Below are 19,132 nucleotides of genomic sequence, written 5' to 3'. Positions count from 1 at the left end.
GGACGGAGCCCGATGAGTTCGACCAATCGCCCGAGGCTCGGCGTCGCCGTGGTCGGCCACGCGTTCATGGGCCGCGTCCACTCCCACGCCTGGCGCAGCGTCGACGCGATCTTCGAATTGCCCGCGCGGCCGGTGCTTTCGGTGCTGGCCGGCCGCGACATCGGCCGGACGCGAGCGGCGGCGACGCGGCTGGGCTGGGCCGACGCGGTCGATGACTGGCGTGCGCTGCTCGAACGCGACGATGTCGATCTGATCGACATCTGCACCCCCGGTGACACGCACGCGGAGATCGCGCTGGCCGCGCTGGCCGCTGGAAAACATGTGCTGTGCGAGAAGCCGCTGGCCAATTCGGTGGCGCAGGCGCAGGCGATGGCGGCTGCTGCCGAACGCGCGGCCCGTGACGGGGTGCGTTCGATGGTCGGATTCACCTACCGGCGGGTGCCCGCGCTGGCCTTGGCGCGCGACCTGGTGGCGCGGGGCCGGCTCGGCGCCATCCGGCACGTGCGGGCGCAGTATCTGCAGGATTGGCTGGCCGACCCGGACGCGCCGCTGAGCTGGCGGCTGGATCGGCAGCGGGCCGGGTCGGGCGCGCTGGGCGATATCGGCGCGCACATCATCGACGCGACCCAGTTCGTCACCGGGGAGGCGGTGACGGGGGTGTCGGCGTTGCTGGACACCTTCGTCACCGAACGGCCGCGCCCCGACGGGCCGGGCCGGGGCCCGGTCACCGTCGACGACGCCGCGCTGTTCCTGGGCCGGTTGTCCGGTGGCGGGCTGGCCTCGTTCGAAGCCAGCCGGGTCGCGACCGGTCGCAAGAACGCTTTGCGGCTCGAGCTCAACGGGACTCGCGGCAGCCTGTCCTTCGATCTGGAGGAGATGAACGTGCTGTGGTTCCACGATCAGGACGAGCGGGCCGAGACCGCGGGATTCCGGCGCATCCTGGTCACCGAATCCGAGCACCCGTACGCGGGTGCGTGGTGGCCGCCCGGGCACGGCCTGGGCTACGACCATGCCTTCGGCAACGAGATCGCCGATCTGGTCGTCGCGATCGCCGCGGGCAAGGACCCCGACCCGAGCTTCGCCGACGGTCTGGCGGTGCAGCGGGTGCTGGCCGCCGTGCAAGCCAGTGCCGCCGACGCCGGTCGCTGGCACCCGATCGCAGGAGCCCGGCCATGAGACCGATCACGTTGTTCACCGGACAGTGGGCGGATCTGCCCTTCGAGCAGGTGTGCGCGCTGGCCGCCGACTGGGGCTACGACGGCCTCGAGATCGCGTGCTCGGGCGATCATTTCGAGGTCGACCGGGCACTGGCCGAACCGGGGTATGTGCACGAGAAGCGAAAAACGTTGCGACGGTACGGGTTACAGGTGTTCGCGATCTCCAACCATCTGGTCGGCCAAGCGGTCTGCGATCACCTCATCGACGCGCGCCACCGCGCCATCCTGCCCGCGCGGATCTGGGCCGACGGCGACCCGGAGGGTGTGCGGCGGCGTGCGGCCGCCGATATGGCCGACGCCGCCCGGGCCGCGCGCGCCTTCGGGGTCGACACGGTCGTCGGATTCACCGGGTCCGCGATCTGGCACACGGTGGCCATGTTCCCGCCGGTGCCCGCGGAGACGATCGCGGCGGGCTACCAGGATTTCGCCGACCGCTGGAATCCGATCCTGGACGTCTTCGACGCCGAGGGGGTGCGTTTCGCCCACGAGGTCCATCCCGGAGAGATCGCCTACGACTACTGGAGTACCGCGGCCGCACTGGACGCCCTCGATCATCGTCCGGCCTTCGGATTGAACTGGGATCCTTCACATTTCGTGTGGCAGGAGCTCGACCCGGTGGCTTTCATCCTGGATTTCGCGGACCGGATCTACCACGTGGACTGCAAGGACACGCGGCTGCGCTGCGGTGACGGCCGCCGCGGCAGGCTGTCCTCGCACCTGCCGTGGGGTGATCTGCGCCGCGGCTGGGATTTCGTGTCCACCGGTCGAGGGGATGTGCCGTGGGAGGACTGTTTTCGCGCGTTGAACGCCATCGGCTACACCGGCCCGATCTCGGTCGAATGGGAGGACGCCGGTATGGACCGGCTGGCCGGCGCCCCCGAAGCGCTGGCTTTCATCCGCGCCCGCAACGCGATCACCCCACCGGCGACCGCCTTCGATGCCGCGTTCACCCACCGGGATTCGCGCGGCGGGTAGATTCCGCTTCGACCTGGGCTTCGATTGCCGATGGATAGCCGTACGCTCGTACTGGGAAATCTCTACCAGGTCGAGTTGGCCGTGCAGAGTCCTTTTTGCCAGCATCGATGCAGCGAACCGGATATCTGCGCCGGGCAGCTGAAAGGCCTTGGTAACCAGTCCCTATCAAGCGATTGGCCGGGCATTCGCCAGAATTCGATTTCGCTCCAAGTGAATGGCTTGGAGCGATCGAATCCCTACTTGGAGAATCGAAGTCGACTCATAGGCCCTGGTCAAGATGTGTTGGAGTTGTCGGGCGGTAGAGTTTGCCCGAGTTGGGTGAGTCCAGCGTTGTCTTCGCCTCCGCAGCGGGGCAGACTGGTTGATGCCTCCGGTGCAGCAGGAGGTAACGCGCTTGTTGCTGACATGCGGTCAGCGGCGCGATCGGAGTTGCCGCGACCTCGGATCCGGGCTGCACCCGCGACGAGGGACACGTTGCTCGCGCTCGGGCCTGGCGCGCATACCTGGACCCGTGCAGCTGAGCGGCTCGGATTCGAGTCTGCGCGTGTGTACGGCATCTCCGATATCCCAATTGGAGGAAACCCGAAGTGCTGAACGCCCGTGTGTGGGGGCCGGTCTCCTTATCCGTGCGCGGTGTCGAGTGTGTGGGAGCGCGACTAGCCGGTACCGCCGGAGTCGGGCGCGGGCATCCAGCGACAGAACGGTGAGCGCGCCGGCGTCGGCGCGCGCGCACCAACTCGCCGGCGAGGGCCATGCCGCGGTCGCGCTGCTGGTGCTCGACCCGAAGTTCGCCTGCTTTGCGGATCTTCGAGTCGAATACCGCCAATTCCTTGCCGCGGTCCTGGAACAGTCCGGGTTGACGGCCACTGCCCTCGCCCGCGCATCCCATGGCAAGCTCAGCGACAGCACGATCCACAACTACACCAAAGATCCCGCCTACAAGTACCTTCCGACCAAGCCCCGTGTCATGGCCTTCCTGCAAGGATGCGGCTTGTCGGCCGAGGACCTGCGGATCGGGCTTGACCGCTGGCAGTCGATCCAGGATCGGCGTGCCGCCGAAACCGCCGGTACGGTGGGCGCGACGTCGCAGCCGCCGCCCGACCCGACGCCGAAGTCGATGGTGGAGCGGGCGCTGGCGGCGCTCGCGGCCTTGGAGGTGCCGATTTCCGCGGCAGCGGTCGAATTCCTGCGCACGGCGGCGGCGGACGCGGCGCTGGATCCGGAGATCGCCGCGTTCCGCCGGGACAACGCCGCCCTGTTGAAGCCGCCCCTGACATGTACGTTCCCGCACCGGCGCGTGGCCGAGGAGGATCGGCCACCGGAGCCGGAGCCGCCGCCCGAGCCGGTCGCCTCCGCCCCGGAATCGGCCGCGCAATCCTCGCAGCCGGAAGCGATGGCGCTCAGGGTGGATTCGATGCCGGTCACGCAAGCCCGGCGGCCGCGGTGGCGCTACAGCGTGGCGACGGCGGTGTTCTCCGCGGCCCTGCTGACAATGCTGTTGACATTGCATGTGGTGCACGAGATCCATGAGCGGGTCCAAGCCGTGGCGGAGTCCGTGCTGAGCGTTCCGGCGATGTACGCGGTGGGCGTGTTGTCCGTGATGGTGGTGTTGGTGGCCCGGGGTGTGCTTCCGATGCCGGGTCACCGTGCCGAATGGGCCCGGCTGCGTAGCTGGCCGCCGCTGTTGGTGTTCACCACGGTTCCCCTGGGAGTGGCATGGGCGGTGAGCTACCACTTCACCGGTGAGATGCCGGCGGCGCTCATCGCGATCGTGATGCTGGTGACCCTGCTCTACACGGCCTGGTGGGTGGCTACCGTCGACGTGGCGGGCCTGCGGAAGCTCTCGGAGTGCGCGCGCGGGCTGGTGGCGCTGTGCCTGACCCTGTGCGTGACCGCGGGTGCCGCGGTCGGCGTCGTGCTGGCGGTTGTGGAGTTCGGTCACCACCGGGTGCCGCTGCCGACCGCGAGCTGTGCGGGCATGCTGGTGGTGGCGACGGGCCTGCATCTACTCGGCGCCGCGGGCGCGGAGATGCTCGATCACCTGCACCGTGCCGCCGCCGCGCCCCGGATCGCACGGCCGCAACCACCAGCGCGCGACCAGCCGCGCGCCGCGGCCGTGGCAACGCGCGTGCGGCGGGCGCACGCGTTGCCGCAGCGGCCGTCGCGCTGGAAGATGATGTGGCTGTTGCGCCGTTGGCAGCGTGGGCTGGCGATCGAGGCGCGGCCGCTGTCGCTGGCCGTCCCGGGGTTGACGGCCCCAGAGGTACCTGCGAGTTCCGGTGTGGCCGAGCTGATTCGGTACGCGCGCTCGGGAATCGGTCGCGGTCTGGGGCCTTACACGCCGATCATCAGGCTGCGTTCGCCCGGCGAGCTCGCGGCCGCGGTGGCGCTGTCGCGGCTGGGTGAGCGCTGTCTGCTTTCGGCGATAGTGGTGCGCGATGCCTTCGCCGAGATCGGTATCGCGTTGCCGGGGAACACCTTCGAGCAGTCGCTGGCGGGAGATCCGGTGTCGTTGGACATGATCGAGATCGGCGATTTGATCGTCTCCAGCGATCACCGGGTCAGCGGTCTGTACGTCGGCCAGGACGTCATCGTGACGGTCCGGACGGACCGGGAACCTCGGGTCGACCTCGTCGGCTTCGAACGGCACGAACCCCTCGAGGGTCGTTTCACGGTGCGCCGACTTGCCCGCTGGGAGTGCCCGGCGACCGACATCGTCCGAGGCCGAACGCTGCTCGGGAATGCACCGCGCAATGCCGAGGCGGGGCCGCGACGTGCCTCATCCAACGCCGGTGTCCTGATCGGCCGTGCCACCCCACCACGGTCCGATACGAGCCCGAAGCCGCAGGGAGAGGCGGCACGGGCGAGCGGCGGTGCCACCGCGCCGGCGCCGCAGAAGAACTTTGTCGCACGGTCGGCAGCCACGCTGCGCCATTTCATCACCCCGGGCACAGCGGAGAAACGGTCGGTACCCGAGGCGGGTGCTGAACACACCCCGGTCGAGGTTCAGGACGATTTGCGGGCACTGGAACGGGATTCGCCGCGGCCCGCGGACACATCACCTGATGAGGTTCCGTTCACCGCGGTGGTGGGTAGAGAGCACATCGTGCGGCCGGAATCGATGGCTCATACCCAGCCAATGCCTGCGGTCGATGCGACAGCCGGCGTCCCGGTGGCGCCGACCTCGCGCTCACGCTCGCGTCAGGCCCGGAGGCTCGAGCCGGGTGCCCGTCAGATATCGGTCGCCGAACTGGTGGCCAAGCATGGTCAAGGCCCCAGCCAAGGCCGGCGAAAGCACCACCGGAGACCGCCGACATCCGAGTCGACCACCGAGCGCCCCGGGAAGTAGGCGTCACTCGTTGTGCGGTAGGGGCGAATGCGGCTACTCATCCCCCCATGCCTGCCGCGGGGCAGGAATTCACGCTGAGGGTGGACCGCCGTAGCCAACGGCAGTCCACCGGTTCACCCCGATTCTCGGTCACGTTCCGTCGCGTGAGGTCCGGGGGAGCGTCCGTGCAATTGTGCGAACGAAGCGCTCAGGGATCAGCATCACGGGGCACGAGGTGGGTGTCAACCCTGATCGGCGTGTCCGTTGCTGTTGCCCGGAGGTCGAGTCGCGTGCTTTCTATCTCCAATTGCGCTGTTCCCGACCGTATTCCAATTCGAATCATCGTCTGTTGGGCCCGGGCGAAACGCTCGTAATTGGAGAGTTGGAGAAACGGTCGCACCGTGGCTGTGGTTCTCCCCGTGCTGGCGCTGACTGGCGGAAATGTGCTGCGATTAGTTGAGCCTTACCTGTTGGAACAATCCAATTGTGAACTGGATCACGAACCGATTCTTTGGGTCTGCTCTCGGCTTGCTTTTGCGCATGTTGGGCGCGTTAGACTTTCGGGGCATCGCTTCCGCGGCGATGTGGATTCCGGCCTAGCCGACCGGGATTCGGGAAACAGTGCAGTACCTCCTCTGACAGATCGCCTTCGGGTGTCCGGTCACGTTCCAGAAGAAAATGCGTGTGGTCCGCATTCGAACGTCGAATCAACCGCGTTCGAATGCGGACCAATCGAACTGTCGTCGCGCTACGTCGCGTCGGGAAAGTGAGATAGGTCAGGAAATGACGAATCCTCCAGTCGTTGCCGAAGGCGAAGACGGGCAGGACGGCGCCGAACTGCCGAACATCGCCGCCGAGCCTCCGTACCCGGTTCGGATCGGCACTCCTTGCACTGGATGTGCTGGTGACGCCGAGCCGGTCGGCTCGGCGAATCCGCTCGCGGCCGGGCTTGTCGCCACGACGTCCGAGGCCGCCGCGCAGCCCGCGGTCCAGGCTCTGCGGGAGCAGGAGTCGCAGCGAGTCGAAGCGTGGCTGCTGGTCGCGCTGGTCGCACTGGTATTGGTCTTTCTCGGATTTCAGATGTGGCTGGGTACCGAGATCGATTCGCGCAGTGTCGCGATCCTGATGGGGATCGTCGCCGCGCTGGCCACCGTCGCGTTCCGCAAACGTGTCGGCGCGACGACGGCCAAGGTGGTGCTGCTGTCGATGATCGGGTTCGCGGTCGGTGCGATCGCGATGGCCACGGTGGTGAAGGCAGGTGCCGACGGCGTGATCTCGGTGGCGACCTGGATGAAGTCCACTGCGCAAAGGAGGTCGTCGATCGGCGCTCACGCGGCCGCCGTCGACGTCGGGGAGGATGCAGGCTAGGGCATTCAGGTCTTGCGACCGTCGAGAACAGCTCAGCTCACTGTTGTCGCGCCCGGCAGGGCGCGGACGTAGCGGCGGCCGGTGTCGGATTGGTCGGGTCGGCCGAGGCGGATGAGGGCGTGGGGGTAGGCGCATTCGTAGAGGACGTTGTCGCGGACGCCGGAGCGGACGTCGGGGACGGTCATGGTCTGGGTGAGCAGCGAGCTGGCCAGGCCGTGGCCGGCGGCGGTGAGCACGATGGAGCTGGCGGCGGCGCCCGCGCTCAGGTGCGAGGCCGGGTCGTCGATGGGCGTGCACAGCACGAGCAGCTCGGCGGCGTCGGGGCTGCGGTCGGCGAAGGGGTCCTCGGGGGCTTCGCGTTCGATGCGTTCCGACGCCCAGGTGGGGGTTTCGGGTTCGAGGACGGGCTCGCGTTGATCGACGCGACCGGCGACGCCGGTGAGGAATTCGCCGAAGTCGGTGTTGCGGTCGGCGGCCCGGCGGTAGGCGGCGGCCAGGTCGCTGCGCAGCCCGTCGGGGACGTGGCGGGCGGCGGCGCGGGTGCCGGCGGCGCCGCGGCTGATCGAGCGGATCAGATTGCTGGGCATCTCCCAGGGGCGGAACCGGTTGTGCTGGAACTGCCGCTGGAAGATCGCTCCCGCCAGCTCGATCTGGTCGCGGGTGGCGGTGGCGGGTGTGAGATGCAGTACCGCAAGGTAATTCGGGTCGATCGGGTCCGGTAGCGGTACGGTGTCGGCCACTGCCCAGCCGAAGGCGGGCAGTGCGGTGGCCAGGTGGTGCAGTGCCGCGCCGTGGCCGATCATCTGGGTGCGCCGGATCGCTGGATCGATGCTGACCGCGATTCGCGAATCGTCGAGGCGAATATGGAGTGCGGCCCCGTTCAGCCACCATTTCCAGGGCAGCGTGGCGCCGGCCAGTGGAGCTTCTTGCGCCATGTCCAGTGCGGCGCGAATTGTTTCCTCGGTGGGTAGATGCATGACTCGGTTTCCTGTTGGGATTGTGCCGCTGACCGACGAATTCAGGCCGCGGCAGTCAGAAAATCTGAAAAGCCGATACGTCATACAGTGAAACAGCTGGTAGAAGACCTGTCTACCCGTGGAGACCTGCATCACCCGGCAATCGGGACATTTTCTCGGCCGACGAGAGGCACCTCACACGAATTACAGCCCGAGTTTGGTGACCGCGTTGTCCTCGAGCGGATTGGCCGTGCGAATGTAATTGTGCACGGTACGCGGATTCGTCCAGCGTCCCTGCCGCATGATTTCACGATCGGACGCGCCGCCGAGCGCGGCCTGGGTCGCGAATCCGGCGCGCAGCGAATGCCCGGAGAACAGATCGGGATCCAGTCCGGCACGGGCGGCATACCGTTTGACGAGTTCGGCGACCGCGCGCCCGGACATGGCGGTCGCGCCGATCCCGCCGTGCCGGGTGATGGCGGGAAACAGTGGCAGGTCCGGGTTCTCGGCCAGCGCGGTTCCGGTGAAGCCGTGGCAGCGGTGCACCGCCGTCGCGGCCGGTGCCTGCGCGAGCCACTGCCGGACGCCGAGTGTGCCTGTGGCGTAGTGGATTTCCAGCAGCGCGAGCCAATCGGCGAACGCGCACACCGGGCAGGTGCGCGGATGTTGCCCACGCGGCAGCGCCACCCGCTGCTCACCGACACCGGTGGGGTCGGTCTTGGTCGTGGGCAGATGCACCAGCAGCAGCGGTTCCCCGGTGCTGTGATCCACGCTCACCCGCACATCCACGACCCGCAGACCCGCCAGTTCGCTGCGGCGCAGCGCCCCCGCGAAGCCGATGAGCAGCGCGAGGCGGTCGCGGCGGCGGGCGGGTTCGGTGGGCCAGCCCGGTTCGGGCAACCCGGCCAGCAACTGTTCGAGCGTGTGCAGCAACACCGGGCGTTTGCGCGTCGGCGGCGTACGGCGAGTGCGGCGGATACCGCGCAATGTCAACCGCACCACATCCGAGCGGGTCGGCGAGACGAGCCCGTTGGCGGCGTGCACGGCCGCGATCGCCGCCGACTTGCGTTCCAGGCTTGCCGGGCTGAACGCCCACTCGCCGTTGTCGCGGCGCGCGTCGGCGGCAGCGGCCAGATAGACCGCCACATCGAGCGGGTCCGCGGGCAGCGCCTGCCGGTGTTCACCGGCACACCAGCCCGCCCAGGCGATCCAGTCGGTGCGATAGGCGCGCAACGTGTTCGCCGACTGCGACGCCTCCAGATACCGGCGCAGCGACCCGGCCTGCCCGTCGTCGAACCGCTCCCGCACCAGCCGCAGCGCCGCCGCGTCGACCAGCACACTGCGCACACCCCGGCGCAACTCGTCGCGCACCAGCTCGGGAACCGCTTCCACCGCACCGCCTTTCCAGTCGGCTCAACCCTAGGCGCTCGACACCTCCTTCGACAGGAACGCCAGCACGGTCAGCCACGTCCAGCCGGCGACGATCGCGATCCGCTGCCACAATCCGCCGACCTCGACCAGGTTCGGCGCCTGCGCGAATCCGCTGCCGGCCAACATGAATGCCACTCCGAACACCAGTCCCGAGGCCAGCGAATAGCCCAGCCACAGCCAGCCCCGGTCCCCGGCGAACACGAAACACGCCGCGGTGAGCCCGATCAGCACCAGCACCGAACACAGGTTGTGCAGGGTGGAATGCAGGCTGGTGTCCGGTGGCGCGGCCACACCCGGCGGGTAGCCGCTGACCGGGTCGGTGTCGAAGACGCCCAGTCCGAGCAATCCCACCGACCAGATCCCGACCATGATCGCCGCCGCTACCGCGCCCGCCCGCCACAAACCGGTCGCGAACACCAGTCCCAGCAGCCCGCAGGAGGTGAACACGATCCCGGCGGTCCAGCCCCACGGCCCCAGCGACAGCGCGCTCACCGGATGCCGCACCGGACTGTAGCCGTCGCGGACCGCGCCCAGCACGCCGAACGCGAGGATGAACAGCGGGCCGGTCGAGAGCCCGCACCAGCGGTGCACCGTCGTCATGGGGTCAACCGCGGGAGTTCGCGGGGGAGCCGTATCGGCGCACGAAAATGCCTGTCACAGTGACGATTCCCCGACCAGTCGTGCACTGTCTCGCCACAACGCCTGACCGGTCTTCTCCTCGCGCGCCAGCTCCGAGGGTTGCAGCCCGACCAGCCTTCCGTGTCGCAGCGCGGCGTATCCGCCTGGACTTTGGAGTCGGAAAACCAAGTCCGCCAACGCGTTACCGGCCTCGGAGACCGTATTGCGGGTCGCGCTGAACCGGCGCACCGGCCAGCCGACCGGCGTGCCCATGACCTTCCACGCGATGCGCAACGGCAGCGCCAGATCCTTGGCGAGCCCGGTGCCGAACACCTGCCCCGGATCGAAAGCCACCGCCGTTACCCCGCGTTCGCTCAGTGCGCGAGCGGTGAGCACCGTGCACAGTTTGGACGCGGTGTACGCATGCTGCCCGGCCCGGCTCGGTTTCGGGTCTGCGCCGCGGTCGCGGTCCGGGTGCGCGAGCAGATCGGCATCGGCGTGGCGGGGCGTGACCAGGGCCGCTTTCGTGGCCGGATCGTGGGTGCCGCTGGTGGTGAGCACCACGATCGCGTCCTCGGCCAAGGCGTCGAGCAGCAGGCGCAGCAGCAGATAGTGCCCGAGATGATTGACCGCGAAGGTCGTCTCGAATCCGTCGACGGTGCGGCCGTCGGAGTCGGGACGGACCAGCCCCGCGTTGAGGATCAGCGCGTCGATCGGGGTGTCGCCGAGTTCGGTGCGGACGGCGGCGGCGAATCCGCGCACCGAGGACAGATCGGCCAGGTCGAGCGGGAACACGTCGGTACCGGGCCGCCGGGCACCGAGCAGGAGCCGGGCATTGCCGCCGCGCAGACGCCGCGCCGCGACCGCTCCGAAGCCGGACGTGCCGCCGGTCATCACCATCGTGGTCACGGTGCCCCCTTGTGGAGCCGACATCGATTTCCCTCCAAACTACGCCGGCCCGGTGCACACGGCGGCGATACCGGGATGTCGGTCAATCCGCTCCGCCGGTCTGTGGCCGGGCGTACCGTCACGAGTGTCGTTATGCGGGAAGGACATCCAGTGATGATGGTTCGGCAGATGGCAGCAATCGCAGGAATCGGTGCGGCCGTTCTCGCCGCCGCGCCCGCGCAAGCGGATCCGCTTCCCCAATTCGCACCCTTCGGTGCCACCCTGTTCAATTTCGGCGACGCCAACTTCTGCGCGGGCGCGGTGAGCATCGCCTTGGAGGCGGCGCCGCAGCGGCCCGGTTTCGTTCGCGCCCATGTGCGTTCGCTCGGTTACCAGCGTGGGCCGTGCGGCAATCAGGTCTCGCTGGGCTGGGTGGGATCTGCGGGGGCCCGCCACCACAACCTCTACGTGCGCGCGGCCGCGGGCCCCGGCCAGGTCGTGACCGCCGACCTGTTCATCGGCATGGGCCCCGCCAAGATCATGGCGGCGAGCTGGCCGATGCAGGGGACCTTCGCGGAGTGGTACCTGTACGTGCCGTAGCACCCCTTGACTCCGTATGTAACGATCCCTACAGTCGGGTTGTGGCGAAGAAACCCGGCATCTCACGGGACCAGATACTGGACGTGGCCGAACAGCTCATGAGCGTGAACGGCTATGCCGGCACGGCGGTGTCGGCGATCTGCAAGGAGGCCGGAGTCGCACCGACGTCCCTGTACTGGCACTTCGGCAGCAAAGAAGGGTTGCTGGCGGCCGTCATGGAACGTGGTGCGGCGCGCTGGTTCGACGCACTGCCCCGGTGGGCCGGTGAGAACCCCGGCGAGCAGGTCCTCATCGAACACGGTGCCGCCGCGGTCGGCGCGCACCCCATGTTCCTGCGCCTGTTCTATCTGCTGGCACTCGAAGGCGACGCGGTCGCGCGCGAACTGGTGGACCGGGTGCGCGAACGCGCCCGCGACTACTTCACCGACGCCATCGCCGGACTGCTCAGCTCGGTCGTCGACGCCGAGATCGCCCGTGCCGCCGCCACTGAGCTGGCGCGGTTCGCGGTCGCGTACTCCGACGGCTGCTTCTTCGCGAGCCAGCTCGAACCCGGCGAGGTCGACCTGGCACGCATGTACACCGATCTCGTGACCGCGCTGCGGGCCCTGGCTCCGGCCGCGATCGAACGCGCGGCCCGATGAACACCGTGCTGATCACCGGCGGCACCGGCAGTCTCGGCTATCAGGCCGCCGCGGCGATCCTCGCGGCGGACCAGCGCCGGCAGGTCGTGCTCACCGGACGCCGCGGCGTTCAGGAGGCGGCCCGGAGCCTGGGCGAGCGCGCCCTCGGCCTGCCGCTGGATCTGGCCTCACTCGAGGACGTGCGCCGGTTCGCGCGCGAATTCGCCGGACACCGGCTGCCGCCCCTGCACGGGATCATCTGCAACGCCGGCACGCAGATCGTCTCCGGCACGGTCTGGACCGTCGACGGCTTCGAACAGACCTTCGCGGTCAACCATCTCGCCCACTTCCTGCTGGTCCAGGAGTTGCTGCCGCAGCTGCGGTCCCCGGGCCGAATCATCTTCGTCGCCAGCGACACGCACGACCCGGCCAAGCCGACCGGCATGCCTGCCCCGGTCTATCGCACTGCCCGCGAGCTGGCCTGTCCGCCGCAGACCGGCGAGGACTCGCCCGGCCCGACCGGCCGCCGCCGCTACACCACCTCCAAGCTGTGCAATGTGCTGACCGCCTATGAACTGGCCCGCCGGCTCGACACGGTCACCGTCAACGCGTTCGACCCCGGCCTGATGCCCGGTACCGGACTCGGGCGCGACTACTCCGGGGTCCAAGGGCTGGCCTGGCGTCATCTGCTTCCCGCGCTCACCGTGGTGCCCGGGCTGAATGTGCACACCGCGCGGCGGTCGGGGCGGGCGTTGGCCCGGCTGCTGCTCAGCCCGGAACTGAACGACGTTACAGGGCAATACTTCTCCGGTTATCGTCGAATCCGATCATCGGCGGACTCCTACGATCCGGTCAAGGCCCGCGACCTGTGGACCACCAGCCTCGAACTCACCACCTCAGCGCAGCACGCCGCGCGATACCCGGCAGTACCAGGCGAATCCCACCGTCAGCAGGAGCACGACGAGGTCGAACAGGGCGAGGTGGGGGCCCAGCGCCTGCCAACGATCACGGAAGCCGAAGGTCAGGATATCGAGGGTGATCACGGCGGCCAGCGCGGTAGCGGCGACGGTCGGGGCCCAGCGGCGGCGCAGTAGCAGCAGGGCCGCCCTGAGCGGCGCACCCCACACGCGAACACCGCGGGCAGCAGCGGAAAGTCGGTGAAGCAGCGGATCGGCGGGGTGTCGTAGTTCTGCGACCGGAAGTAGTCGGCGGTCTCGCTGGCGGCTCATCGGTCGCCGACCGCTCTCTGATTGCGTGAAATACATGGATTGCATGATGACGCGTGTGATTTCGTGTGCCGTCCAGTGCGATGCGATCGTGGCGGCAATGCCCGAGAATGGTCGAATTGTTCGGACGGAGGGAATCGGAAGATGTCGATGCAGCACGCTCGCTGGAGCGTCCGGCCGCTGGGACCCCTTGCGGTCGCCGCGATCTCGCTGATCGGGCTGGGGTTGGTGCTGAGCCTGATCAGCGTGATCGCCGACGGCATCGCGCTCGCGGATTTCGAAAGCAGCTGGGATCGGCTCGGGCGGACGGGCGCATGGCCGGCCGGGGCGCAACAGGAATGGAACTCCGATACCTGGCTTCGAAGCATCGCGGTGGCTCTGCAATTCGCGGGTGCGGTCGTGTTCCTGTGCTGGCTGTGGCGGGCCCGCCGCAATGCCGAGGCGTTGTTCGCCGGACGGCACCGGCTCTCGATCGGGTGGGTGATCGGGGCCTGGGTGTGCCCGATCGTGAATCTGTGGTTCCCGCGCACGATCATGGCCGATGTGGTGCGGGCCAGCGACCCGCGCACTCCGGACGGTGACCTGCGCGCCTGGCCCGGCGGCGGACTGGTCAACGGGTGGTGGGCGACGATGCTGCTCAGCTGGTTGCTGACTTTCGTCGCGCTGGTGCTGCGCCTGCCGGTCACGCGAACCGAATCCACCGACACCTACATCGCTTTCGGCGTCGCGCCCCTGGGCGGGTTCGGCCTGATCGTGGTGGAGTTGATCGAGATCGGCGCTCTGGTATTCGGCGCGGTCCTGCTGTGCGCCCTCATGTTCCGGGTGCGGCGTGGGCAGGAGGTGCGCGCGGCCAACCTTTCCGCGGGGCTGCCGGGCACCGCCGCGCAGCAGGGGTACTGGGCGCAGCCCGCGGTGCCCGACCGGCAGCCACCGGGCGTGCCGGTCGGCGGCTCGCAGCCGGGAAGCGGTGCCGTAGCGCAGGCGGGCGGTGCATCCGATCAGCCGCGATCGGGCCGTGCGACGGCGGCCACCGGCGTGGCGCCGGACTGGCGCTGGTGGAGTGGCGCTGGTGCATTCGCGGGCGCGGCGTCCGAGCAGGCGTTGGCGACCGGTGCGCCGGCTGAGCCTCGATTCGGGTCCGGTACCGAACCGGGATCGCTGGCGAAGGGGTCCGCCGAACCGCCTACGCTGCCGATGCGAGACGGCGACCCCGCCATGATCGGTCGGTTCACGCTGCTCGGCAGACTCGGGTCCGCCGGTATCGGTACGAGCTATCTGGCTCGGGGCGAGGATGCCGGACCGGCCGTCGTGCGGACCGTGCGCCTCGATCCGTTGGACCGTACTGAACTCGCGCGCACTTTCGCTGCGGCGCGCACACTGCCCGGGACCTGCGCTCCGGTGGTGCTCGACGCCGATTCGGAGGCCGAACATCCTTGGATTGCAACCGAATACGCCGCCGGGGCGACCCTGCGCGACCTGGTGGACACGCGCGGACCGCTACCGTATCCGGTGGTCGAGGCCCTTGCCGCCGAGCTCGCGCGTGTGCTGTCCACGGTGCACGCCGCCGGTCTCGTGCACGGCGATCTCACCCCTGACACGGTGGTGGTGACCGAGGCCGGTCCCCGGCTGCTCGCCGTCGGTCTTCCGGCTCTGCCGTCCTCGTCGTTCGGCGCACCCGAACAGCTCACCGGCGACGCGGCCGGGCCCGCGGCCGATATGTGGTCCTTCGGCGGCGTCCTGGCGTACGCGCTCACCGGCCGCGCACCATTCGGTGACGGCAGCGGTCCGAACTTGCTGCACCGCATGACAACTCGACCGCCCGACCTCACCGGCATCCCCGAATCCGGACTGCGCCTGCTGCTCGTCGGATGCCTGGTCGGCGCGCCGGACGCGCGACTCACCACCGCGCAGGTCATCGGACAACTCGCCGCGGCAACGCATGCGGGTGGTCCCTTGCCGTCGGCCGGTTCTCCATCGAGCGGTTCGGCTGTGCCGTCGCAGGACCCTGGGCCGTCGCCTGGTCCGCCGTCGTCGGCGGGCTCGTCGTCCTCGGGCGTTGCGCCTGCTTCGCAGGGCCGACCGGCAGCGCCGGGGAATCCACCGGGCGGTTTGATCGAGTCGGGTCCCTGGGACGGCGGGCCCACGCCGTCGGGCGCGACATTCGGGCCGACGACACCGGCGGGCGGGCCGCGTGGCCCGGGGCGGCGGGTCGTGCTCGCGGCCGGAATCGCTGTGGGGCTCGGCGTCGCGGGGGTCGGCGCGTTCGCGGTCACCCGGTTCCGGGGTGGCCCCGAATCAGGTGCGGCCGTTGCCGGTTCGGGGCCGGGCCGGGTGCGCTGGAAGGCTGCTATGTCCGCACATTTGGATCTCGTCGCGCGCGGGCCGGCGGTGGCCCGGGGGAAGGTCTTCGTCGCCGGCGACGGGTGGTTGACCGCGCTGGACACCGCCACCGGCCGAACCGTGTGGCAGAGCCCGCTCGGGGACATCAATGTCGCGACCGGCCCCGTGACCAGCGGCGGTGACACGGTGATAGTCGGTGACATCGGCGCTGTGGCGGGGTTCGACGTCGATTCCGGTGCCCGGCGCTGGCAGGCCGCGGCGAGTGCGCTGTGGACCCTGCACGCCACCGACGAGCCTGCGAATGTCTACACCCGAGCCCGTGCCGAGGACCGGGTGATCGCCCTGGATGCCCGAACCGGCCGGCAACGCTGGGGCGCGCCGCAGAACACCCCCAGCAACGGCGGTCTCGCTGCCGCCGGCAACGCCGTGGCCGTCATCGACGGGACCGCGCTCGTGTTGCTGGACGCGACAACCGGTGTGCAGCGGTGGCGCGTCGAACTCGGCGGTCAGCCGATCGGCACCGAGACCGCGATCGTGGGCGACACCGTCCTGGTACAGCTGCTCATCGATGACAACTTCCGCGTCTTCGACCTGGCCACCGGTCAGCGCCTGTGGACCTCGGCGTCCAAGGCCGCCTTCGGCGTCGCCGTCGGCGACATCGCCTATATCGGTGGGGCCTACCGCAACTACGGTGGCGGCGACCCTCAGTTCGCGCCGCTGAAAGCCTACGACCAGCGCACGGGCAGATCGCTGTGGCGGGCATTCGAGCGGGTTGTGGGTGCACCGGCGGTCGCCGACGGGAAGGTCTATGCCGTCTGGGACTCCGAATTGCACGCCCTCGACGCCGCGACCGGCGACCTCCGGTGGAGCACGGCCGCGCTCGATGTCACCTCGGGCCCTGTCGTCGTCGATCGAACCGCCTTCGTATACACCCGCTCCGGTATCGCTGCCATCGACCTATGACGCGTCCACTGCTGTTCCTCGACGTCGACGGACCACTGCTGCCGTTCGGTGCGGGGCCCACGCCCGAGGTCATAGTTCGCGTCGACGCGAAACTCGGCGACCTCGCCCGCGCGCGGCGTGGCGAGCTCGGCGGCTCGGGCGAAGAAACGAATCCCCTGGTGGCGCAGCTGGATTACCGGCTCGGGCCGCTACTGGCGGCTCTGCCCTGCCAGCTGGTGTGGGCGACGACCTGGACGCACGAGGCGAACCGGACGCTGAGCCCACTGCTGGGCCTGCCCGAGCTCCCGGTGGTGGACTGGCCGGAGCCGGTCGACGATCGGGTCGACGCGTGGTTCGGCCTGCACTGGAAGACGCGCCCGCTGATCGACTGGGCGGCCGGTCGATCCTTCGTCTGGATCGACGACGAGCTCACCGACGCCGACCGTGCCTGGGTGGCCGAGTGGCACGACGGGAGCGCGCTGCTGCACCGCGTCGATTCCCGGATCGGTTTGCGCCGCGGCGACTTCGAGGCGATAGCGGAGTGGATCGGCGGTTAGGGACGTGGGTCGGCGGGCCGGTCGAGGATGAGCGCGGAGGCTCGGGCGCGGACCTGGGCGCGGGTGCGCTCGCCGTGGTCGGCGGCGAGGAGGTGGGCGCCGATCGCCAGGCAGAAGGCCAGCAGGCTGCGTGCTTCGACCTCGTCGGGGTCGGCGCAGAAGGTGCCGATCATGGTGCGCAGCAAGTCGATTCGGGCATTGTCGACGCGGCGCAGGCGTTCGGCGACCGCCGCGTCGCGCCGGGCCCAGTCCCGGACCGCGAGGTCGACAGGGCGCAGGTCGTCGGAGAAGGTGAGCAGCCCGGCGCGGCGGATCATGGCTTTCGGGTCGCTGCCTTCGCGTTCGGCGCGCGCGATGGTCTCCTCGGTGCTCGCCCGCTCCCAGCGGTCGAGTATGGCCTCGAGCAGGGCGTTGCGGTCGGCGAAGGAGCCGTAGAACCCGCCCTTGGTGACGCCGAGGTTCTTGGCGAGCACCTCGATGCGGACGGCGTCCGGGCCGCCGGCGCCCAGTGCCCGCAACCCTTCCTCGATCCATTTGTCGCCTGGCGTGCGAGCCGTCTCGATGCCGTGGTCCACCTCACTCCTTTCCGTATATACGCTGCCGTATATACGGGCTAACCTCGTCGTATACGCTACCGTGCAAGGAGGTCGTGACCGTGAGGCTCTCGAACAGCGCGCACACCACCCGTCCGTGGCGGATCCATGACATCGCCCCCGACTTCCTTATCGAAGACGTCTGGGCACTGCCCACTCCCGGCGGGCCCGACGATCTGGAATGGCTGGTCCGCCAGATCGCCGACGGGGTCAGCGACGGCGTGAACGGCGACGGTTTCCTCGCCCGCGCGCTCTTCGCGATCCGCTGGAAGCTCGGCGCGCTGCTCGGCTGGGACGCGCCCGGCACCGGCGTCGGCGGGCGGGTGCGGTCGCTGCGCGAACGGATGTCCGCCGACCTGCGTGACGGCCCCCGAGGCCCCGACCTCGGTTCGTCTCCGTTCAGCTCGCTCTATCAGCTGCACGACGAGTGGGCCGCCGAGATGGGCAACAAGACCGTGCACTCGGTGATGCACATCGGCTGGGTCTCCGACGGCGCCGGGGGTTATCGCGGTCAGATGGCGGTGCTGGTCAAGCCGAACGGAGTGTTCGGGCGGCTCTATATGGCCGGCATCAAGTCCTTTCGCTACATCGGCGTCTACCCGGCGCTGCTGCGCGCCATCGGCCGCGAATGGGAGGACAACGCCGCCGCGCGGGGTGCGCGCCGACCTTCGATCAGCCTGCGCGCCAATGCATTCCGATCAAGGTCCGGGCGTGGCGGGACGGAGTTCGGTCCAGCCGGTCCAGCCGCGTTCGGTCAGCAGCTCGATCAGGCGGCGAGCCGGCGGGGCGGTGCCGAGAACGAGCGCGTCCAGCAGCTCGACCAGCTCGGGTTCGAAATCGCCGCCGACATGGTCCGCGCCCTGCTCCTCGGCCAGGCGGGTGAGGTAGGCGGCCAGTTCGTCGACGGCCTCGACCAGGATCGGGTCGTCCTCGGGCCGGTCGAGGACGTGGCCGAGCGCACGGTAGAAGGTGAGCAGCGGCGGATGGTCGAGCTGATCGCTTTTGCGGGCGATCAGTTCGGGGATCCGTTCGGGTATGTGAGCGGCCAGCGGGATCCAGCCGTCGCGCTCGACCCGGATGATCCGCTTGTCGACGCCCAGCGCCCGCAACCGATCCAGGAACTCGACCACCTCCGGTGGCAGCGCGAGACTGTCCCCGGCCGCCAGCCGCGCGATGCGCGCACGGTGTCGCTGCCGCTGGCGGATCTCGGCACGCAACCGGGCGTCGATCTCGGCGATCGCCGCCGCGAAATCCGCCGGATCGGCCTCGAGCAGTGCGCCGACGCGGGCCAGCGGAACCCCGGCCGCGGCGAGCGTGCGGATCTTGATCAACTCGACGACCACGCCGGCGTCGTAGCGGCGATAGCCCGAATGGTCGCGTTGCGGTTCGGGCAGCAGCCCTTTGGCGTGATAGTGGCGTATCGCGCGCACCGTCACCCCGGCATGCGCGGCCAGTTCGCCGATCGTCAGCATC

Annotated in this window: 14 protein-coding genes and 2 pseudogenes; 10 read left to right on the top strand and 6 right to left on the bottom strand. The window is 69.3% G+C overall.

Annotated elements, in window-relative coordinates; translation table 11 throughout:
- Positions 1-12: 12 nt before the first annotated feature.
- The 4 genes from ACFVMC_RS14050 (at position 13) to ACFVMC_RS14035 (ending at position 6,888) form a co-directional block, all read left to right on the top strand.
- Positions 13-1,176 carry a Gfo/Idh/MocA family protein gene (locus ACFVMC_RS14050; protein WP_379210169.1) on the top strand — a complete coding sequence of 388 codons (1,164 nt, stop codon included), beginning with the start codon at positions 13-15 and terminating at the stop codon, positions 1,174-1,176.
- Entirely contained in the window at positions 1,173-2,192 is a 1,020-nt protein-coding gene (locus ACFVMC_RS14045; RefSeq protein WP_379210167.1) for a sugar phosphate isomerase/epimerase family protein, read from the top strand. The genes ACFVMC_RS14050 and ACFVMC_RS14045 overlap by 4 nt, the downstream gene beginning before the upstream one ends.
- Before the next feature lie 703 nt (positions 2,193-2,895).
- Positions 2,896-5,541, top strand: coding sequence for a hypothetical protein (locus ACFVMC_RS14040; protein WP_379210165.1), 2,646 nt, complete (start codon positions 2,896-2,898; stop codon positions 5,539-5,541).
- Positions 5,542-6,303: 762 nt separating this feature from the next.
- Positions 6,304-6,888, top strand: coding sequence for a hypothetical protein (locus tag ACFVMC_RS14035; RefSeq protein WP_379210163.1), 585 nt, complete (start codon positions 6,304-6,306; stop codon positions 6,886-6,888).
- A gap of 32 nt (positions 6,889-6,920) precedes the next feature.
- On the opposite strand, the gene ACFVMC_RS14030 is transcribed toward ACFVMC_RS14035, so the two are convergent.
- From ACFVMC_RS14030 to ACFVMC_RS14015, 4 genes are all read right to left on the bottom strand, one after another.
- On the bottom strand, positions 6,921-7,865 hold the full coding sequence (locus ACFVMC_RS14030) for a hypothetical protein (RefSeq protein ID WP_379210161.1): 945 nt from the start codon (positions 7,863-7,865) through the stop codon (positions 6,921-6,923).
- 183 nt (positions 7,866-8,048) lie between these two features.
- Complete coding sequence (locus ACFVMC_RS14025; protein WP_379210159.1) at positions 8,049-9,236, bottom strand: site-specific integrase; 1,188 nt, start codon at positions 9,234-9,236, stop codon at positions 8,049-8,051.
- 27 nt (positions 9,237-9,263) lie between these two features.
- Positions 9,264-9,875, bottom strand: a complete 612-nt coding sequence (locus ACFVMC_RS14020; protein WP_379210158.1) for a DUF998 domain-containing protein — start codon at positions 9,873-9,875, stop codon at positions 9,264-9,266.
- A gap of 54 nt (positions 9,876-9,929) precedes the next feature.
- Positions 9,930-10,793, bottom strand: a complete 864-nt coding sequence (locus ACFVMC_RS14015; protein WP_379210576.1) for an SDR family NAD(P)-dependent oxidoreductase — start codon at positions 10,791-10,793, stop codon at positions 9,930-9,932.
- Between the two features lie 177 nt (positions 10,794-10,970).
- Between ACFVMC_RS14015 and ACFVMC_RS14010 the strand changes: the two genes are divergently transcribed.
- The 5 genes and pseudogenes from ACFVMC_RS14010 (at position 10,971) to ACFVMC_RS13990 (ending at position 17,066) form a co-directional block, all read left to right on the top strand.
- A complete protein-coding gene (locus ACFVMC_RS14010; protein ID WP_379210156.1) occupies positions 10,971-11,381 on the top strand; it encodes a hypothetical protein in 411 nt (136 codons plus the stop codon).
- Positions 11,382-11,422: 41 nt separating this feature from the next.
- Positions 11,423-12,022 carry a TetR/AcrR family transcriptional regulator gene (locus ACFVMC_RS14005; RefSeq protein ID WP_379210155.1) on the top strand — a complete coding sequence of 200 codons (600 nt, stop codon included), beginning with the start codon at positions 11,423-11,425 and terminating at the stop codon, positions 12,020-12,022.
- A pseudogene (locus tag ACFVMC_RS14000) lies at positions 12,019-12,891 on the top strand (SDR family NAD(P)-dependent oxidoreductase); the annotation flags it as partial. The gene ACFVMC_RS14005 and the pseudogene ACFVMC_RS14000, both read left to right, overlap by 4 nt.
- Positions 12,892-13,371: 480 nt before the next feature.
- The gene (locus ACFVMC_RS13995; RefSeq protein WP_379210153.1) at positions 13,372-16,530 is read left to right on the top strand and encodes a PQQ-binding-like beta-propeller repeat protein; all 3,159 of its coding nucleotides are present in this window, start codon (positions 13,372-13,374) and stop codon (positions 16,528-16,530) included.
- On the top strand, positions 16,527-17,066 hold the full coding sequence (locus ACFVMC_RS13990) for an HAD domain-containing protein (RefSeq protein ID WP_379210151.1): 540 nt from the start codon (positions 16,527-16,529) through the stop codon (positions 17,064-17,066). The genes ACFVMC_RS13995 and ACFVMC_RS13990 overlap by 4 nt, the downstream gene beginning before the upstream one ends.
- On the opposite strand, the gene ACFVMC_RS13985 is transcribed toward ACFVMC_RS13990, so the two are convergent.
- Positions 17,063-17,641 (bottom strand): TetR/AcrR family transcriptional regulator, encoded by a 579-nt coding sequence (locus ACFVMC_RS13985; protein WP_379210150.1) that lies wholly within the window; start codon positions 17,639-17,641, stop codon positions 17,063-17,065. The genes ACFVMC_RS13990 and ACFVMC_RS13985 overlap by 4 nt on opposite strands.
- Here ACFVMC_RS13985 and ACFVMC_RS13980 point away from each other — a divergent pair.
- Positions 17,575-18,249 (top strand): annotated as a pseudogene (locus tag ACFVMC_RS13980) (DUF2867 domain-containing protein); the annotation flags it as partial. The gene ACFVMC_RS13985 and the pseudogene ACFVMC_RS13980 sit on opposite strands and share 67 nt — an antisense overlap.
- Positions 18,250-18,357: 108 nt before the next feature.
- On the opposite strand, the gene ACFVMC_RS13975 reads toward ACFVMC_RS13980, so the two are convergent.
- Positions 18,358-19,131, bottom strand: a complete 774-nt coding sequence (locus ACFVMC_RS13975) for a MerR family transcriptional regulator (protein WP_379210148.1) — start codon at positions 19,129-19,131, stop codon at positions 18,358-18,360.
- Position 19,132 lies beyond the last annotated feature (1 nt).

Origin of the sequence: Nocardia sp. NPDC127579, assembly GCF_042672005.1 — a bacterium.
GTDB lineage: Bacteria > Actinomycetota > Actinomycetes > Mycobacteriales > Mycobacteriaceae > Nocardia.
The sequence above is the reverse complement of the archived record's forward strand: the minus strand, read 5'-3'. Positions and strand labels throughout refer to the sequence as shown.